Here is a 19296-nt window from a genome sequence, read left to right as displayed (position 1 = left end):
TCCAACCCAAGCCGGCGCACCGGCATCACAACGGCTTCCTTCAACCATGGCTCCTTTTGCTGTCCAGGAGCCATGACAAATGGAAGCACCTAACGCTAAACAAGCGCCTAGGCGCTATATAACGTCAGTTGAGGCGAAGTTCAAGTACAACTTGCATTGACCGCCGTTAAAAATTGCGAGCTGCCGAGCAAGGTGACCAATCGCTGTCAAATGCGGAATGGCAATAGACGCTATTCGGCCAGCTCCTGCTGCTTTTTCAACGCCGCCAGGGCCAGTTGGGCTTCGACCCGTTCGGTGACATCTTTCTGCACGCCGATGAAGTACATCAGGTTGTCGGCCTCATCGTAAACGGGCGTAATCGATAGCTCGTTCCAGAACATCGTGCCGTCCTTGCGATAGTTGCGCAGCACTTCGCGAGAGGGGCGGCCATCCTGCAGGGCATCACGAATCGACGCGAGGGCATCCTGGTCGCGGTCTTCGTTCTGCAGGAAACGACAATCTCGATAAAGGATTTCGTCTGCACTGTAGCCGGTCAGACGCTCGAAGCCCTTGTTGACGTAAATCAGAATGTTTTCGTCACCTTCCTGCTCTGCAACGACAATGCCATCTTCAGAAGCATCAACAATGCGTTCGAGTAACTCCGGGCTGATCAAGGGAGATCGTTTCATCAATGGATTCCTGTTGCTTCTCGTCATTCTAGCCGTGTCGCTGTTCGTCAGCGCGAGGCTCGTTATAGGCAGGGTAGGCGATGCCACTTACCACTGATTACAGCTAGGATAGCAAAAAAACCACGTTACGCCGTGATTCCCGCCCATCATGGCGAGCGTTGCACGGGTTTGCAATCCTTGAAGATCACTCTGCTTCTGGAAGGCGCTGAGCGCTTACCATGGCACCCAATGCAGTGACCGCCAGCACCAGCAGCAGAAGGCTGCTGCCAAGCCACTGTGCCAGCCCGCCAATCAGGCCACCCACTGCCAGCATGAGCACTCCTGTGAAAGTGTTGGACAGCGCCACATAGAGTGCTCGGTTGTCCTGACTGGCTATATCGACCAGGTAGGTTTTGCGGCCCAGGCGAACCCCATGGTGAATGATCATCAGCAGGGCATAAACGCAGGCGTAGGGCAGTACGCTGCGGGTCCACTCGCCCGGTAGCCAGGCAATGCCCGCGCCTAGGCAGCAACACAGTGCGGTACCGATGGCAGCATCACGCATGACGCGGCGGCTGGAGTGGTCCGCACGTTTACCCCAGATGGGGCTGGCAATCATTGCTGACAACCCTGACACCACCACCATGATGCCTAGCCCGCCCAGCTCACTGCCGCTCTGCTGTTGACCCAGCAAGGCCAGATAGGGCAGGGCGAGCGCACTGGAGAGCAGCAGCGCTCTGGCCAGGTTGAAGTGCAGGAAGGTACGGTCCTCGCGCATCAGGGTGACCCCGAGCTTGATGCTGTCCCAGGCATTTTGACCGCCTTCTACGGCGCCCGGCATTTCCTTGATGCGCGCGGCGCTGAACGCGTTGAGCAACCATCCCGCCGCCGCGACACATAGCAGCAGGGCCAGCGCCACGTTACCTGGGCGATCACCGAACCACAGCAACACACCGCCCGCCGCCAGCGTGGCGGCCCCTGCTACGCTGCCACTCCAACCCATCAGGGTCCCTCGCCGGCGCTTGGCAATGGTCTTACCCAATACGTCCTTGGTGGCGATCGACGAAAGCCCCCTCGCCAATGACAGCACCACCAGTACCGCCAGCACCAGAAATCCGCCCACTGTTCCGCTGTCCCAGAGCGCCAGTAGCGCGAGGCACAGTGCGGCCAAGGCTTGAAGCAGCGCTCCGGTGACCCATACCCACTTGCGCTGAGGTTTCAAGCGGATAAATCCTGCCACGAAAAGCTGAGGTAGCAGCGCACCAGCCTCGCGGATGGGGACCAGCATGCCCACCATCCAGACCGGCGCACCAATAATGCCCATCAACCAGGGCAGCACCAGCCGCGCGCTGGAAAGTTCATCCGCCAGCTTGTTGCCCAATGCCGCCCACAAATGATGAAAAAAATTGCGCGGCTGCTCTTGGCAGGCGCCGTCAGGAATATCGGCGCACATGCGGCTATCATCATCGCCCGTCAGCCACTCATAGAGACGCGTTTGTGTAACATCCGGCTGGGCCATGGGGGTTCCTTGGCAGTTGCTAATATAAGATGACAGAATGGTTGATCAACATCATAGCGTAAGCAACACGATAATTTAGCTTGCCTGGGAATCGACCGATAAGGAGTACGTCATGCCGCAGATCCGGATTCGCTACTGCACCCAGTGCCAATGGCTGCTGCGCAGCGGCTGGTACGCTCAAGAGTTACTTTCTACCTTTGGTGAGCAGCTCGATCAGGTGGCGTTGGTGCCTTCCCATGGCGGCAGCTTTGAAATCTGGTGCGATGATACGCTGCTTTGGGAGCGTAAACGTGACGGCGGCTTTCCAGACATCAAGACCCTCAAGCAGCAGGTGCGTGATCATATCGACCCCGAGCGTGATCTTGGGCACATAGACCGATGAGTCAGGACAGAACAGCCATCCTGTATGGGCTGGGGGCCGTGGCGCTATGGTCAACGGTCGCGACTGCCTTCAAGCTGGCGCTCTCCTGGATGAGCCCGATAGAGCTGATGTGGCTGGCGGCGCTGGTGTCGTGGCTGCTGATGGGGGGGCTGGTGGCCGTTCAGGGGCACATGCGCCAGGCGCTCAGGCATGGATGGCGTACGGCCCTGTGGGCGGGGCTGATGAACCCCGTAGCATATTATCTGGTGTTGTTTGCAGCCTACGACCGCCTGCCGGGACAAGAGGCCATGGCCTTGAACTACACCTGGGCATTGGCCATGGCGTTTTTGGCAGTCCCCTTGTTAGGACATCGGTTGACGCGTAGAGACATCGTGGCAGGGCTCATTGCCTATGCGGGCGTATGGGTGATTGCGACCCGAGGCCACGTATTGAACGTTGCGTTCGAAGATGCGTTAGGGGTTGCGCTGGCCCTTGCGTCAACGTTGTTGTGGGCACTGTACTGGTTGCTGAATGCGCGGGATGCACGTCCGCCGTTGGTAGGGCAGTGGCAAAATTTCAGTGTCGGGTTACCTGTTTTAACCGTTCTGTTACTTTTGGGGCCTGGCTTTCAGTGGCATGGCATGGTGGCACTGGCATCCGGGGTTTACGTGGGGCTATTCGAGATGGGCATTGCCTTCGTGCTTTGGCAGTTGGCAATCCACAAAACTTCTCGAACCGCCAAGGTATCTACGCTGATATTCCTCTCTCCACCGGTGTCACTCATGCTGCTTTATGTCGTGGTAGGCGAGCCGCTGCTGGGCTCGACGCTGATTGGCCTGTTGCTGATATTGATGGGCCTGGCTTTCCAGCAATGGCCCAGAAAAGCGCCTCTCGAGACGGGCTGAATGTTTTTTTCAGCACTTTATTGTAAATTTTTGTGACTTTTGTTTTTATGGCTTGCCACTGGCACTCAGGCGTTTAATTTAAGCTAATATCAATTTGCTAAGGTTTTCTTGCTAGACAATGCTTAGCCAATTGAGCGCGGCAAAAACAAAACGCGATAGATGAGTCAGTGTCGGCGGGTAAGCAGCCAAGGGGGTGACAATGCAAAGTGTCCGCGTTGTTGCAAAGGAAAGGCTACTTGCTCATCTGCAGCGAGAAACGTTCATAAGGGATCCATGGCCATGAAGAACAACGCGACAACACCAACAACACCCACTTTTCTACAACGCGGCTTGCTCCCCGCAGCCGTGGCAACGCTCAGTTGCCTGCCGCTGACTGGGCTGGCTCAAAACCTGCCTTCCACGCTGTACGCGCCGGGCTCGACAGATGTGGTCAGCACCATTCAGCAAAGCATCGTCAGTAACCCTCAGGTCAATGCTGCGTGGGCCAATTTCAGCGCGACAGGCAGCGACGTGCGTGTTGCCCAAGGCAACTATCTGCCTTCCATCGATGTCTCGGCGGGGGTCGGTCGCAGGGACCAGCAGAACGATGGCCGGGGCAGTTACAACAGTGACTTCGCCGAGCTGACCCTGACCCAGATGGTCTTCGATGGCTTCGCGACGCGTAGTGAAGTGGAGCGTCTGGATCGTACGCGGCTGATTGCCTATTTCGAGCTACTGGGGGCCAGTGAAAATATTGCGTTGGAAACGTTCCAAGCGTATCTGGATGTCATGCGTTTCCGTGAAATGGTGCGTTTGGCGCAGGATAACTACCGTGAACACCGCCGCGTGTTTTCGCAGATCGAAGAGCGCGCCCTTTCGGGTGCGGGCAGAGGGGTAGACCTGGCGCAAATCAGTGGCCGTCTGGCGCTTGCCGAGTCCAACCTGATGACCGAAGCCTCCAACCTTCATGACGTGACGGCGCGCTATCAGCGCCTGGTCGGCCAGCTGCCGCCTCAGAACATGACGCCTGCGCCTTCACTGGCGGCTGATTTGCCTGCCGATGTGGGTCAAGCGATCCAGATGGCGTTCCAGGGTAACCCTGAATTCCATGCGGCCATCGAGAACATTGCTGCCCAGCGTGCCGTGCAGAGCGCAGAGCGTGCTGCGTTCATGCCGCGTCTGGATATCCAGGGGCGTACCGGCACCAATAATCAGGATGACGCCATTTCAGGACGCCGCGACGAGCACAGCATTCAGCTGGTCGCGAGCATGAATCTCTACCGCGGTGGTTCTGACAGTGCTGCCTTCGATGCGGCCACTACCCGTATCGAGCAGGCGGTCAACCAGCGCGAAGTCGCCTGTACCAACGTGCGTCAGACCACGCAAATTGCTTACAACGATACCCAGCGCATTGGTGAACAGCTGCGCTATTTGAATGACCATCGTCAGTCCATCGACCGAGTTCGGGGTGCCTATCAGCAGCAGTTCGATATCGGACAGCGCACCCTGCTGGATGTGCTGGACAGCGAAAACGAGTTCTTCGAGGCCAGCCGGGCCTACGCCAATGCTGAGTTTGACCTGACGCTGGCGCAAGCCCGCACGTTGGCTGCCATGGGCCAACTGATGCAAACGCTGGAGGTCGCCCGTGACGACATCCCCAGCCTGGCAGAACTTGGCTACGAAGGCATGGCGCAGAATCCCGAGATGGCGTGCGGTACCGAAGGGCCACGTGGGTTTACGTTGGAAGATTTCACCCGTGGCATCAGCGGGTTACCGATGAATACCACCACGCCGCAAACGGCTTACACCTCGAGTGAACCCGCTCTGCAAGCAGAGGTTCAAGAGAGCGTCTGGGCCGAACCGACGATAGCCACGGTCAGCACAGCGCCCAGCGTGGGTAACCTGTACATTCAGGTAGCCTCCCTGGGGGTGGCTGAGCGTGCCGAGCTGCTCAGCGCACAGCTGGGTGAGCAGTTGACCAGCCAGTCGCGAGTATATGCATCATCAGGCAACTTTCGGGTTCAGCTGGGGCCGGTCGCTTCCATGAGTGATGCCCAGCAACTGCAGCAAACCCTGCGTGGCCTCGGTTACGCCGATGCCTTCGTGACCAACGGCTAGCCGCCACCGGCTACTGAAAACCAGTGATATGCCCGCTGCCAGCAAGCGGCGGGTTGGTTTCAGTGACCACTCTGGCGTGCCTTTCATGAGCAGTAGACGCTTCACCTGAGGATATGAGGTCTGTGTGACACAAGCGAAGGTAACGACGACGGACGCAGTAAACTCACTGTCCAGTGAACAGCCAAATGGCGATGAATTGCTGGAGTGCCTCAAGGCGATTGCCTCCTTTCATCAGCATGAAGTGTCTGCCGAAGCATTGCGGGCAGGGCTTCCTCTGGAGCAAGGCAAGCTGACGCCGTCGGTATTTGGGCGTGCGGCTTCCAGGGCCGGGCTGACGGCGCGTATCGTCAAAAGTCGTCTTTCGGCACTCAATCCTGCGCTGCTACCCGCCGTACTGCTGCTCGAACCTGGGCGGGCATGCGTCTTGTTGGCCATTGACCTCAAGCAGCAAAAAGCACGCGTTCTGTTTCCTGAGTTGGCAGAGTCAGAGGTCGAGATACCGCTGGCGGAGCTTCACGCGGGTTACAGTGGCGATGCCATTTATGTGCGTCCGAAGTTTCTGACGGACAATGCTTCAGAGCCAAGCGTCAATAGCAAGAAGCGTCGCGACCAGCACTGGTTCTGGGGCGTTATCCGCGAAAATCGTCGTCTATACCGAGACATCGTGTTGGGTTCGCTGGCCATCAACTTGTTCGCGGTGGCCATGCCGCTTTTCGTGCTCAACGTGTATGACCGTGTCGTACCCAATCAGGCAACCGAGACCCTGTGGGTATTGGCTGTCGGTATTTTTATCGTCTTGTGTTTCGACTTGGCGCTGCGACTGATGCGCAGCAGCTTCGTTGATCTGGCGGCAAGCCGTGCAGATGTCAAACTCTCATCATCCATCATGGCGAAATCGCTAGGGCTGCGGCTCGAGGAACGGCCTGCGTCCACCGGCTCGTTTACCTCGACGCTTCAATCCTTCGAGTCGGTGCGGGCTTTCATTGGTTCCGCGACCATTCTAGGCATCGTCGATTTGCCGTTCGTGCTGATGTTTGCGGCGATCATTGCGCTGATCAACCCCTGGCTGGTGCTGCCGGTGTTGGTGGGCATCGTCTTCGTGCTGCTTTACGCGCTGGCTGCTCAGGGCAAGTTGCACGAGTTGTCGCAGACCACGTGGGAGGTGGGTGCACAGCGTAACTCGCTGTTGGTAGAGTCGATTTCCCAACTCGAAAACGTCAAGGCCCTGCGGGCCGAAAGCCGTATTCAGCGTCAGTGGGAGAAAGCCACGGCATTTCTGGCCAAAACCGGCAGTCAGCTGAAAATGGTCAGTACGTCGGTGTCGAACGTGGCGCAGTGGGCGCAGCACAGCATTGCGGTGTGCGTGATCATCGTCGGCGTTTACCAGATCATTCAAGGCAACCTGACCCAGGGCGGCTTGATTGCCGCTTACATGCTCTCTTCGAGGGCCATGGCACCGATTAGCCAAGCGGCTGCGCTGCTGGCTCAGTACCACCAATCTTCCACGGCGCTCGAGTCGCTCAATAATGTCATGGACAAGAAAAGCGAGCGTCATGAGGGTAAATCCTACGTCGAAAAGCCCAGCTTCGAGGGCAATATTCGTCTCGAGAAAGTCACCTTGCGTTACCCCAATGAAGAGCGCGATGCCCTGCGCGAGGTGTCGATCCACGTCAAGGCGGGGGAGAAGGTGGCGCTGCTGGGGCGTATTGGCTGTGGCAAATCATCTCTCAACAAGCTGATCATGGGGTTCTATCAGCCGACGGCAGGGGCCGTGCTGGTCGACAACGTCGATATCCGCCAGCTGGATCCGCTGCACCTGCGCCGCCATATTGGCTATGTGCCGCAGGATGTCAGCCTGTTCTCGGGTTCCTTGCGCGAGAACATCGTGGCCGGAGGTGGAAATGACCGCGTGGATGACGAAGCATTGCTCAGGGCGCTGGAACTGGCGGGCCTGGAAGCGCTGGTGAATGGCCACCCTCATGGGGTGGATTTGCAGGTGGGCGAGCGCGGCCAGGCATTGTCTGGTGGGCAAAAGCAGGCGGTAGCCATTGCCCGAGCGCTGGTGCAGGACCCGCCCATTTTGCTGTTGGACGAGCCCACAAGCTCCATGGACAACGCCAGTGAAGAAGCCTTCAAAGCCAACTTGACCCGAATGTCGGCAGGCAAGACGATTCTTGTGGTCACCCACCGTACATCGCTGCTGTCGCTGGTCGATCGCATCATCGTCATGGATGCGGGCAAAGTGGTGGCCGATGGCCCCCGCGATACCGTGGTGGAGGCCTTGCGCAAAGGTCAGATCGGGAGGGCTTCCTGATGGCACGCAAACCTTCTACTACCTCCGAACAGAAAGGGTTCGACGCGATTGGCCGTTTTTCCGAAAAAGGACAAAAGCCATTTCGCCCTTTCATGGACAGGCTATTCGCCAAACGGGTCACCTCTGCGCACCTCAATCGTGACTGGGCAAGCGATACCGACTGGGCGCGCATGCAGCAAGAGCCTATCCGTGCGCGCTTGTTTCTTTATACGGTATTGCTGACCATCGTGGCACTGCTGACATGGTCCTATTTCGCCGCCATCGATGAAGTGACCCGAGGCACGGGCCGCGTCATTCCCGCGAGCCAGCTCCAGCGTATCCAATCCTTCGATGGCGGCGTGGTCAATCAGATCATGATTCGCGAGGGGCAGCTGGTCAGCGCGGGAGATGTGCTGATGCAGATCGACCCTACCCGCTTCGTCTCGGATTTCAGGGAAAACCGCGCCCAGCGTTTTGCGTTGGAAGCGCGCGCCGAGCGGTTAAGGGCGCTGGCCACCAATTCACCCTTCGAACCCTCCGATGAGCTGCGCGAAGAAGTGCCGCATATTGTTATGCAAGAGCGCGAAGTGTACGACAGCCGCCGCGAAGAGCTGCGCGAGCAGGAAAACGTGCTCAATGATCGTATCCGGCAGCGTCGAGAAGAGCTACGTGAAGCGCAGGCAAGACGAGATACGGCCCAGCGCGAAGCGAACATGGCCAGCCAGGAACTGAACCTGACACGTCCTTTGCTGGCATCTGGTGCGGTATCGGAAGTAGAAGTGCTGCGTTTGCAGCGGGAAGTATCGCGTGCCACGGGCGAGCGCAGTCAGGCAGATGCCTCGGTATCACGTTTGCAAGCTGCCGTGGAAGAGGCCGAAACCCAGCTGAGGGAGCTGGGGGCCGAGCGTCGCAGTGAGTGGCGTAATGATCTGGCCCAGGCGCTGGGTGATCTGAATGCATTGCAGCAGTCAGGCACCGGTTTGCAGGATCGCGTCCGGCTCACTGAGATTCGCTCACCGGTAGATGGCATCGTACAGCGCATCCACATCAATACGATTGGCGGTGTCGCTCAGCCAGGGCAGGAAGTCGTGGAAATCGTGCCCAGTGACGATCAACTGCTGGTGGAAGCGCGTATTGCTCCGCAGGACATTGCCTTCCTGCACCCAGGACAACCTGCCACCATCAAGCTCACTGCCTACGACTACGCGATTTATGGCGGCCTGCAGGCAGAACTCGAGCATATCAGTGCCGACACCATTACCGATGATGAGGGTAATACTTTTTATCTGGTTCGCGTACGCAGCCTGGAAAACGAAAGCGTCGCCGAACGGCTACAGGTCATACCGGGGATGACCGCTCAGGTGGATATCGTCACCGGTAAGCGAACCGTCATGCAGTTCATGCTGAAACCTGTTTTAAGAGCGTGGCGAGATTCCATGGGAGAGCGCTGATGAAACACTGGTTTATAACAACAGACGGGAGCTTGAAGGCGCGCTGGAAAAAAGCATTCCAAAATATGGAAGCTGTGACGCCAGGCATGTGGGGCCAGCACGTAGTGCCCAACGACCTTGTGTGGCTTTCCACTACCGTGGATAGCTGGCAACTCATGGTTCCTGCGCTGATAGAGCAGGGTGCCATCGTGGTGGTGCTGAGCTACAACCCCGACGACCGTGAAGCGCTAAGGGCATTGGACCTGGGCGCCAGAGGCTATGTGCATACCCTGGCGGCGGCTGATGTGCTGAACCAGGTGGCTCTGGTCGTTACCCATCAGGGTGTTTGGGTAGGGCAAGAGTTACTGGCGAAAGTCCTCGGTGGTACGTTCAAGGCTCTTCAGCAGCGCGTTGAACATGACCGTTATCAACACAGCGACTACCTACAGTTGCTCACCGAGCGAGAGCGTGGCGTTGCGTTGGCCGTGGCGCGTGGCGCCACGAACAAAGAGGTGGCCCGCCAGCTGGAGATCACGGAGCGCACGGTCAAAGCGCATCTGAGCGCTATTTTTCGAAAGCTGTCAGTACGTGATCGGTTGCAGTTGATTCTCAAGTTGGCGCCGGTGGCGGAGCATGCCCCTGACAACGTTGAGTGACCCGCTGTGGCTGCGTTTTTGGGGGCCACATCGTTGCACACCAAAGCATCCACTGTCAGTACCTCACCTCGTTCGTCACTTATACCTTCACTACTTATGCGAGCCATGACATGTTGGATCACGCCGTTCAGGAAGCACACGTTGCCCGTGAGGCTATCCACTCAGCCTTGCATGATGCTTTGCATGCTGTGGGACCTGACGTGTTGTCACAATGGCGGCATCAGCATGCCAGCGTAGCCCCTTTCGATTCACTGTTACTGGTCTCGGTGAGCGATGGCTATACGCGAGCTCAGGTAACGACGCTGACGGTCGATGTCAGCGCACTGCGGGCGGGCCAGTGGGAAGTACTGATGCCTGCGCTTGAACAAGCGATTACTCGGCTGCAGCGCAAATTCGAGCATCCGTTGGTGGGGTGTCGCATCGAGTGGCCTTTCGCCGTGCGTGAAGGTCGCTGGGGGGCGTTCAAGCAGGAGCTCAAGCGCTACAAGCGCAGCTACTTTCGCAGCGGTTTGGCGTTTGAAGGCAAGCGCGAACCCCGACTGCTGCTCAGTGAAATGGAGCTGAATGCCAACGCCTGCCTGTATGGTGGGCACCAGGTGGGTCATGCGCAAATCAATCAGGCCCATCTGGAGCGTTACTTCAAAGCCCGCCACGGCTCTAGTCAGATGCCAAGCTTTGCCGATGGGATGCCCATGTGGAGCTTTGCTACGGCTGGCGTCTTTTTGGCGCTTGGCGGTGAACAGCCGAGCCACCATCTTCTGAGCACGCAGCCCCGCTGCTGGGGGCGTCGTGAAACCCCGCCGTTGACGCCTGCCTCCACCGCTGAACTGATTGCCCGCTCGACGCGCTTTCTGGGTAGGCAGGTACAGGCGAATGGCCGCTATGTGTATGGCTATTTTCCCTGTTTCAATCGTGATATTGGTACCTATAACATACTGCGCCATGCCAGCAGCACCTACGCGCTGCTGGAGGGCTATGAAAGCTGCGTTGCTCAACGGCTGCTCGACGACGAAGCGCTAGGCCAGCTGCGTGACCAGATAGGGCGCGCGCTGGAAAGTTTGTGTGCCCACGATATCCTCCAGCGTGATGGCGCGGCCTATGTGGTCGATACGGGCAACATCATCAAGCTGGGTGCCAATGCAGTGGCTATCCTGGCGTTGGTCAAGTATCGGCAGGTGATGGACGATGACCGCTATGTCGGGCTGGCCGATGCGCTGGCACTGGGGATCGTCCGCATGCAGGAAGCCGATGGCAGCTTCGTGCACGTGCTGAATGCGCCAGATTTATCACTCAAGGAAAAGTCTCGGATCATCTACTACGATGGCGAAGCGGCCTTTGCTTTGATGCGGCTATACGGCCAAACCCGCAACCCCCAGTGGCTGGCGTGTGTCGTCAAGGCCTTTGACTATTTCATCGACAACGGCCATGAGCAGGCCCACGATCACTGGCTGGCCTACTGTACCAATGAGCTGGTGATGTACCGCCCCGAACGCCGCTATTTTGAATTCGCGGTGCGCAACGTAGCGGGGTACATCGACTTCATCCGCGACCGGATCACTACTTTCCCAACGCTGCTGGAACTCTCCATGGCGTTCCACAAGACACTGCTCACGCTGGAACAGATGCCGGAGCTTGCCGATGTGCTCGATGGCCTGGACATCGATGCGTTCTATCACGCGCTGCATACCCGCGCGAACTACTTGCAAAATGGATTCTTCTGGCCAGAAGTGGCCATGTACTTCAAGGCCCCGCACACCGTGCAAGACGGTTTTTTCATTCGTCATCACAGCTTCCGCGTGCGCATCGACGATGTCGAGCACTATCTCTCCGGTTTGGTGGCCTATCAGCAACTGCTGGGCCATGGTCGGCAAGCGAGTTTCAGGGTGGACGGGGGCAAGCTGGAGGCCGAATCACTGGCATCGACGACCAGCGGGCGCTGGCATGTGATGCCGCCGATGGGCTGGCAGGCCACAGGGCTATGTTGCAAGCAGGCGTTTTTCGCATCAGGCCATCTCGTGGTGGCGAGCGGCAGGGCCGACACAGGCTTTTTGACGGAAGCCGCCATAAAAGCGCTGGTGGAGCAGGGGGCCTCGGCCGTCATATGTGAACAAGCCGAGGTTTACCAAGCGCTTGGGGTGCCTATTCTGCAGGTAGAGGATGTCCAGGCAGCGGTACTCGCCATTGGGCAACATCAGCGTCGCCAGTTTCGTGGGCGAGTGGTCGGGGTGACGGGAAGCGCGGGCAAGACCACCGTGGTCGCGATGTTGGCACACGCTTTGGATGACGGCCCCGTGGGGCAGAGTCGTGGGAGTGCCAACTTGCCCATCGGGGTGGCCTGGAATCTGGCGTCCATGCCGCAAACGGCAAACTATTGGGCCGTCGAGATGGCCATTGGCTCCATGTCGGTCAATACAGCGCTGGCGCGGCCTGACCTTGCCATCATCACCAATATTGCTGCATCGCACCTTGTCTATCACCACTCTCTGGATGAAATCGCCCGAAAGAAAGCGCGCATCTTCAGGAGTATGGCACTAGGCGGGGTGGCCATTCTCTACCGCGACAGCGCCCACTACGGGTACCTCGCAGGGCAAGCACGACACTACCGCTTGACGGTGATCAGTTTTGGAGAGCATGAGGAAGCGGATGTTCGACTACTGGAATATCATGGGTTGAGCGGACAAGTCTGCATCGATGGCAATGCATATACCGTCGAGCTGGCTGCGGCAGGACGCCATATGATGTTGAACGCACTCGCTATTCTAGCCGTGGCCCAGCATGACCGGCTGCCCTTGGCAAAGGTCATCGAGCGGTTACGCACTTTTCAGGCGGTACCGGGCCGCGGTGAAGTCAAGCAACTGAATTACCAAGGAGTGCCTATCACCCTGCATGATGAAGCTTATAATGCCAATCCTCTTTCCATGCGCATGGCCCTGGAAGCCTTTGCTGCCTTGCCGGTCAAGGGAGAAAATAAGCTTTTGATTATTGGAGACATGCTGGAGTTGGGGGAGGAGGCAGAAGCGTTGCACCGTGAGTTGTCGCCACTGATTGCCGCATTGGCCACACGACGCGTGCTATTGTGCGGCCCTCTAAGCCAACCGCTGCTGGCCATGTTGGGTGGCGAAGATCAGGGCGTTTTTCACTACTCGGATGTAAAGGCACTCAAGCCGGAACTCATGCAACACTTGCAGCCCGGTGACCATGTGCTGGTCAAGGCCTCTCATGGCGTGGGACTTGCCTCACTGTTCGCGGCGCCGAATCTTGTTGGATAAGCTGGCTGGAAGGGAGCTCGCGCGTAATGGTATGGCGTTTGCTATCCTCCTGATAAGCGCTTTCTCCACCTTGGCGCAGCCTCAGCAGGGGGTTGGTGTTTGTCATACGCTGACACGAGAACCTGCACTGGCGAAGGTTGGGGCGATGCAGGTGCCAGGCTTATCGGGTTCATTGACGCACTTTGTCGTGCGAGACTCCGAACCACCTGTAGCAATAGACCTCATTCGACAGGACGATATCGCCACCCAACTAGCTGCCGCCAATGTGCTTTTTCATGAGGTGCTAGGACTAACGCCCCCGCTACAGATGCCGCGTTATCTACAGGCTGAGGAAATCGTGGTGATTCTGCGGAATGACCAGGTTCGCGGCGGCCAAGCCTATGACGAAGTAGTGCGTAACCCGGCTATTCCCGAATGCCATATTCGCATGGCCCTGGGCGGACGTGTTGAGGCCGCCACTAACCTGACACCAGCCCACGAGCTTTTCCACCTGTATCAAAACGCCCACATGATGTTCAAGCAAGGGTGGGTACACGAAGGGCTGGCACGCTGGTCGGAGTCGCTGCTGAGTGGTGACGTGCAGCCCGGTCCCCCTCTGCCTACGGCTAGTAGCGACCTGGAAAGCATCATGCAGTCGAGCTATGGCGCCGTGACCCTATGGCAACGATTATTTTATCTACTCGACCCCCAAGGCAGTATCTCGCTGCCCAGCTCACTGATGTCGCTGCGCTACCACGATGGCAGCCAGGTAGTGACATTGGACCATCTTCACGGTAGCCGCTTCGTCGCGCCCCTGTTCGAATCACTCCATCAGGCGAGCATTTCCCTGGCTGAACAACAGCAATGGCCCACTTACGGCTGGGCCGAAGCCGAGCAGCGCAGCTTGCAGTATAACCATGCCATTCTGGCGGCTTTATATCGGGCGATATCGGCCTACGCGCCGAAGGAGCATCAGCCTGAAGAGCTGCGTAGGTTCATGCAGCTGATCGATACCATGCTGAAAGAACGGGAGTGAAGGGTTACATGTCGGCAACCGAAGAGCAGAGGGCTCATCGTCGCCACCTACGCGACCTGATGTGGGCCCTTTTGGGTGAGGTGGTGCGACCATTCCGCTGGCAGGTAGGCGCCATTCTCTTGAAGCAAGTAACAGCGCAGATACTGTTGCTGGCCAGCCTGTTGCTACCTTGGCAGCTGTTACAAGTCTTGATGAGCGGTCAGAGTCGTTTGACCCGCGGGTTGCCTGCACAGTTTGGCGATAATGACAAGATGGCGATGCTATTGGCCTTGGCCGTTCTCTGCTTTTGCGCGTTTGCGCTAATGCAGTGGTGGGTCAAGCGCAGCATCTCACGTTTGTTCGACGCCCTTTTGCACAGGCTCAACAAGACACGTCTGGTAGCCAATCATCGGCCTTTGGGCAGGCGCATGCTGGCCATCGTGATGGGAGCGCTCTCCTCGACGTGCATTGCCCTCTTGTTTTGTTTGGTCATTGCCCTTTTGCACCCGGCGCTAGGGTTCCTGGCAGCGGTTTGCGTGGCCATCCTGGGATTTATCGTGGCGCGTTACTACCGCTTCGAAAAAGTGCCACAGCTTCAGGAAACGCTGCAAAGCAACGTATTGTCGGTCATCAATATCAGCTTTGCGCTTGGCTTTGTCATCCTGGTCATCGACTATCTGTATGGATCGGCGCGTCCCCTGTTCACACTGTTCGTTCTGCTGATTGCGTTGCGCCAAATGATGGCCGCCAGCGTCAACGGCATGGTCAACGCTCTGGGTATCATCAAACACGTTCAGCACATCAACATGCTGTTGCTCCCTCGCGCCCGGCAGGTAGCGATTGGCGAAGCAACGGACTTCCTCAAGCGCTTTGATGCGGCACGATTGACCCAATGGCTGCCCGGCTGGTTGGCCGAACGTCATCATCGCGTATTCGTCGATATCGTCGAGTGCCGTCTGCTGCACAGTCGTACCGTCGCCCATGTGCTGCTACGCACGCAGCAGGACAGCGCAAGCCCCTCCTACTGGCTGTTGAAATGTTACGTGCCTTCGCGAGAGAACGAAGCGCACCACGAAATTGCGCTGCTCGAAGAGCGCAATGCGGCGGCGGGAGCAGTGTCGTCTGAAATACCCAAACTGATCGGTCATGGCGACTTGCTCTGGTGCCATTACGTCGCTCTAGACATCGGCAGCCTGCGCCCGCAATGGCTCAACTCGGAAGAACGCAAACCCTGGCTGGCGGCGCTTCGCCAAACGTTACTGCAGACGCCGCTGTCACCGAGCCTGATAGCACAGTACCGAGCTACTTTTGCCACGTTGCCAGAACGCATGAGAAGCATTGATACGAACCGCTTTGATTATTTGATGCAGGACGATAGGCAAGGCTTTCAGATCACGCGTTTCCAGGAAAACTGGCCACATATGGTCGCGCTAGTCGAGAAGGTGCCACCCGGCCTCACGCTTCAGAACCCCGCCAGTGCACGCCTCGCATTGATAAACCAACAACCTCTATTACTCGACTGGCAAGGCTGGAGCCATGATACCCTGGGCGCCCATTGGCCCCTCTCGGCCAAACTCAATGGGGAAGTGCTCGCGCTGTTGTCGGCAAACTGGCCGCAGCTCACCCAAAGCCCCGAATGGGAAGCGCTGCACTCCCCGGAAGAGGCCACGCTCCACATCGCGCTGGCCGCGCGAGCCCATGAGTTTTGCCACCGCTGCCGCTTCGATAATGACGCGGGCGCCCTCAATATGATGGCGGGTCTGTTAAAGGCTCATGAATCCCTGCGCGCAGACCCATAACCTCCGTTACTCGTTTGCTTGACACGCAAATTTTGCCCGTTCATTGCGTATTGGCCACCGGTACAATAGGCAACCCCGTTGGCCAGCGCTACCTTGTTTACAATGCCGCCAATAGGCTTTTCTGCGTCTGCAGTCAGTCAGCCTCGGCAACCCCTTAATCGAGCGGTGGGTGGAGAACAAGACATGGCAACGGTAATTGCGATTTCAGGTCAAGCATGGGCACGCGACGAAGATGGCAACCTGCGTGAACTGCGCATTGGTGACGTCATTCAGGAGGGGGAAACACTCATTACCTCCGCCGATGGTCGCGTCGAGCTGGACTTTGCCGACGGCACCGGCGCCAACGTGGTAGAGGGCGGCCAGGAAGTCGCCGTTACCCCTGAGCTGAACACAGACGCCATTGTCGCCACCGATGCCAGCGCCCAGGACGACGACCTGGAAGCCCTGCTCGCCGCCCTCGAAGATGAAGACGGTGACCTGCTCGATCTCCTCGATGCTACTGCTGCCGGTGCTGGCGCAGGTGGTGGCGGTGGCGGCGGCAGCAGCTTCGTCCGCGCTGCCCGGATCGCCGAAGAAACCGACCCACAAAGCTTCAGCACCGAAGGCGGCTTGGAAGGCGCCGAATTCGTAGAGTTTGACGGAGGTGCTGCCGCTGCCGCTACTGCTGACGATACAGATGCCGACGCGGATGCCGATGCTGATGCGGATTCCGATGCGGATTCCGATGCGGATGCAGACGCCGACGCAGACGCAGACGCCGACGCAGATGCCGACGCAGATGCCGACGCAGATGCCGACGCAGACGCTGATGCCGATGCGGATGCGGATGCGGATGCCGATGCGGATGCGGATGCAGACGCTGACGCCGATGCGGACGCCGATGCCGACTCAGACGCCGATGCAGACGCAGACGCTGATGCAGATGCTGACGCAGATGCTGATGCGGATGCTGATGCTGATGCTGATGCTGATGCGGATGCTGACGCTGACGCAGACGCCGATGCGGATGCGGACGCCGACGCAGACGCCGATGCGGATGCGGACGCAGACGCGGATGCAGACGCTGACGCCGATGCGGATGCAGATGCAGATGCAGATGCAGATGCCGACGCGGACGCGGATGCGGATGCGGATGCGGATGCAGATGCTGACGCAGACGCAGACGCAGACGCAGATGCGGATGCTGACGCCGACGCGGATGGGGACGCCGATGCTGACGCTGATGCGGATGCAGACGCCGATGCGGATGCCGATGCGGATGCAGACGCTGATGCTGATGCGGATGCGGATGCTGACGCCGATGCGGATGCGGATGCTGATGCCGATGCCGATGCAGATGCCGACGCAGATGCCGATTCTGATGCGGATGCGGATGCGGATGCGGATGCCGATGCTGACGCGGATGCAGATGCTGACGCCGACGCGGATGCAGATGCAGATGCAGATGCCGATGCCGATGCCGATGCCGATGCCGATGCGGACGCCGATGCTGATGCCGACGCAGATGCCGATTCTGATGCGGATGCCGACGCAGATGCCGACGCAGATGCCGATGCTGACGCCGACGCCGACGCGGATGCAGATGCGGACGCAGATGCGGATGCAGATGCTGACGCCGACGCCGACGCCGACGCCGATGCTGACGCCGATGCGGATGCTGACGCCGACGCAGACGCTGATGCCGACGCAGACGCAGACGCAGACGCTGATGCCGATGCGGATGCAGACGCCGACGCCGACGCCGACGCCGACGCGGATGCGGACGCAGATGCTGACGCCGATGCGGATGCCGACGCGGATGCAGATTCAGATGCCGATGCGGACGCAGATGCTGACGCCGATGCGGATGCCGATGCTGACGCGGATGCAGATGCCGACGCGGACACGGATGCCGACGCAGACGCGGATGCTGACGCCGATGCCGACGCAGACGCCGACGCTGATGCAGACGCCGATGCCGATGCCGACGCTGACGCCGATGCAGACGCCGACGCAGACGCAGACGCGGACGCAGACGCTGATGCGGATGCCGACGCCGACGCAGACGCAGACGCCGATGCGGACGCCGACGCAGATGCCGATGCGGACGCCGATGCCGATGCAGATGCCGACGCGGATGCTGATGCCGACGCTGATGCGGATGCGGATGCGGACGCCGACGCAGATGCCGATGCGGACGCCGATGCCGATGCAGATGCCGACGCGGATGCTGATGCCGACGCTGATGCTGATGCGGATGCGGATGCGGATGCCGACTCAGACGCCGATGCAGATGCGGATGCAGACGCAGACGCTGATGCGGATGCCGACGCCGACGCAGACGCAGACGCAGACGCCGATGCGGACGCCGACGCAGATGCCGATGCGGACGCCGATGCCGATGCAGATGCCGACGCGGATGCTGATGCCGACGCTGATGCTGATGCGGATGCGGATGCGGATGCGGATGCGGATGCGGATGCCGACGCCGATGCAGATGCCGATGCCGATGCGGATGCAGACGCAGATGCCGACGCTGACGCAGATGCCGACGCAGACGCTGATGCAGACGCCGACGCCGATGCGGATGCGGATGCCGACGCTGATGCGGATGCGGATGCCGATTTGGAAGCCACCATCACCATCGACACCCTGGCGGGTGACGACGTGATCAACGGTGTCGAAGCGGCTGAGGGCAACCTCATCACCGTTACCGGCACCGTGGGCGGCGACGCCAAGGCCGGTGACACCGTCACCTTGACCGTGGGCGGCCAAGAATTTACCGGTCTGGTGGGCGAAGACCTCACCTACGCCATCGACGTGCCCGGATCGCTGCTGGCGGCCAACGACAGCATCAGCGCCACCGTGAGCGGCGAAGATGCTGCTGGCAACCCCTACAGCGCCGACGCCGAGCGTGACTACACCGTCAACCTGGACGCCACCGCCACCATCACCATCGACACCCTGGCGGGTGACGACGTGATCAACGGTGTCGAAGCGGCTGAGGGCAACCTCATCACCGTTACCGGCACCGTGGGCGGCGACGCCAAGGCCGGCGACACCGTCACCCTGACCGTGGGCGGCCAAGCGTTCACCGGCCTGGTGACCGCCGATGCCAACGGCAACCTGGTCTACGCCATCGACGTCCCCGGAGCGCTGCTGGCGGCCAACGACAGCATCAGCGCCTCTGTGAGCGGCGAAGATGCGGCGGGCAACCCCTACAGCGCCGAGACCGACAAGTCCTATGACGTGAACCTGGGCGCAGAAGCCACCATCACCATCGACACCCTAGCGGGTGACGACGTGATCAACGGTGCCGAAGCGGCCGAGGGCAACCTCATCACCGT

12 protein-coding genes are annotated in these 19296 nt (G+C 59.1%); 10 read left to right on the top strand and 2 right to left on the bottom strand.

The annotated features are described in order from the left end of the window. Positions 1-230: 230 nt before the first annotated feature. Positions 231-668, bottom strand: coding sequence for a PAS domain S-box protein (locus IE091_RS15450; protein WP_039182065.1), 438 nt, complete (start codon positions 666-668; stop codon positions 231-233). A gap of 184 nt (positions 669-852) precedes the next feature. Next, positions 853-2166 (bottom strand): MFS transporter, encoded by a 1314-nt coding sequence (locus IE091_RS15445; RefSeq protein WP_189464055.1) that lies wholly within the window; start codon positions 2164-2166, stop codon positions 853-855. Between the two features lie 112 nt (positions 2167-2278). Between IE091_RS15445 and IE091_RS15440 the strand changes: the two genes are divergently transcribed. The 10 genes from IE091_RS15440 to IE091_RS15395 all read left to right on the top strand — a co-directional run. Further along, positions 2279-2548 carry an Rdx family protein gene (locus IE091_RS15440; protein WP_039182071.1) on the top strand — a complete coding sequence of 90 codons (270 nt, stop codon included), beginning with the start codon at positions 2279-2281 and terminating at the stop codon, positions 2546-2548. Further along, the gene (locus IE091_RS15435; RefSeq protein ID WP_144980157.1) at positions 2545-3432 is read left to right on the top strand and encodes a DMT family transporter; all 888 of its coding nucleotides are present in this window, start codon (positions 2545-2547) and stop codon (positions 3430-3432) included. Before IE091_RS15440 ends, IE091_RS15435 begins: the two co-directional genes overlap by 4 nt. A 279-nt stretch (positions 3433-3711) precedes the next feature. Then, positions 3712-5529, top strand: a complete 1818-nt coding sequence (locus IE091_RS15430; protein ID WP_229800866.1) for a TolC family outer membrane protein — start codon at positions 3712-3714, stop codon at positions 5527-5529. Positions 5530-5725: 196 nt separating this feature from the next. After that, entirely contained in the window at positions 5726-7843 is a 2118-nt protein-coding gene (locus IE091_RS15425) for a type I secretion system permease/ATPase (protein WP_422822533.1), read from the top strand. Next, entirely contained in the window at positions 7843-9273 is a 1431-nt protein-coding gene (locus IE091_RS15420) for an HlyD family type I secretion periplasmic adaptor subunit (RefSeq protein ID WP_189464054.1), read from the top strand. The genes IE091_RS15425 and IE091_RS15420 overlap by 1 nt, the downstream gene beginning before the upstream one ends. Beyond that, a complete protein-coding gene (locus tag IE091_RS15415; protein ID WP_189464053.1) occupies positions 9273-9908 on the top strand; it encodes a response regulator transcription factor in 636 nt (211 codons plus the stop codon). The genes IE091_RS15420 and IE091_RS15415 overlap by 1 nt, the downstream gene beginning before the upstream one ends. Positions 9909-10108: 200 nt before the next feature. After that, entirely contained in the window at positions 10109-13177 is a 3069-nt protein-coding gene (locus IE091_RS15410) for a UDP-N-acetylmuramoyl-tripeptide--D-alanyl-D-alanine ligase (RefSeq protein ID WP_229800864.1), read from the top strand. A gap of 340 nt (positions 13178-13517) precedes the next feature. Then, positions 13518-14192 (top strand): hypothetical protein, encoded by a 675-nt coding sequence (locus IE091_RS15405; RefSeq protein WP_229800863.1) that lies wholly within the window; start codon positions 13518-13520, stop codon positions 14190-14192. Between the two features lie 8 nt (positions 14193-14200). After that, on the top strand, positions 14201-15970 hold the full coding sequence (locus tag IE091_RS15400) for an ABC transporter ATP-binding protein (protein ID WP_229800862.1): 1770 nt from the start codon (positions 14201-14203) through the stop codon (positions 15968-15970). Between the two features lie 183 nt (positions 15971-16153). Continuing rightward, positions 16154-19296 (top strand): Ig-like domain-containing protein (locus tag IE091_RS15395; protein WP_189464050.1); only part of this gene is annotated, 3143 nt, incomplete at its 3' end.

The sequence above is a fragment of the Vreelandella hamiltonii genome, assembly GCF_014651775.1.
GTDB classification, from domain to species: Bacteria; Pseudomonadota; Gammaproteobacteria; order Pseudomonadales; family Halomonadaceae; genus Vreelandella; species Vreelandella hamiltonii.
The sequence above is the reverse complement of the archived record's forward strand: the minus strand, read 5'-3'. Positions and strand labels throughout refer to the sequence as shown.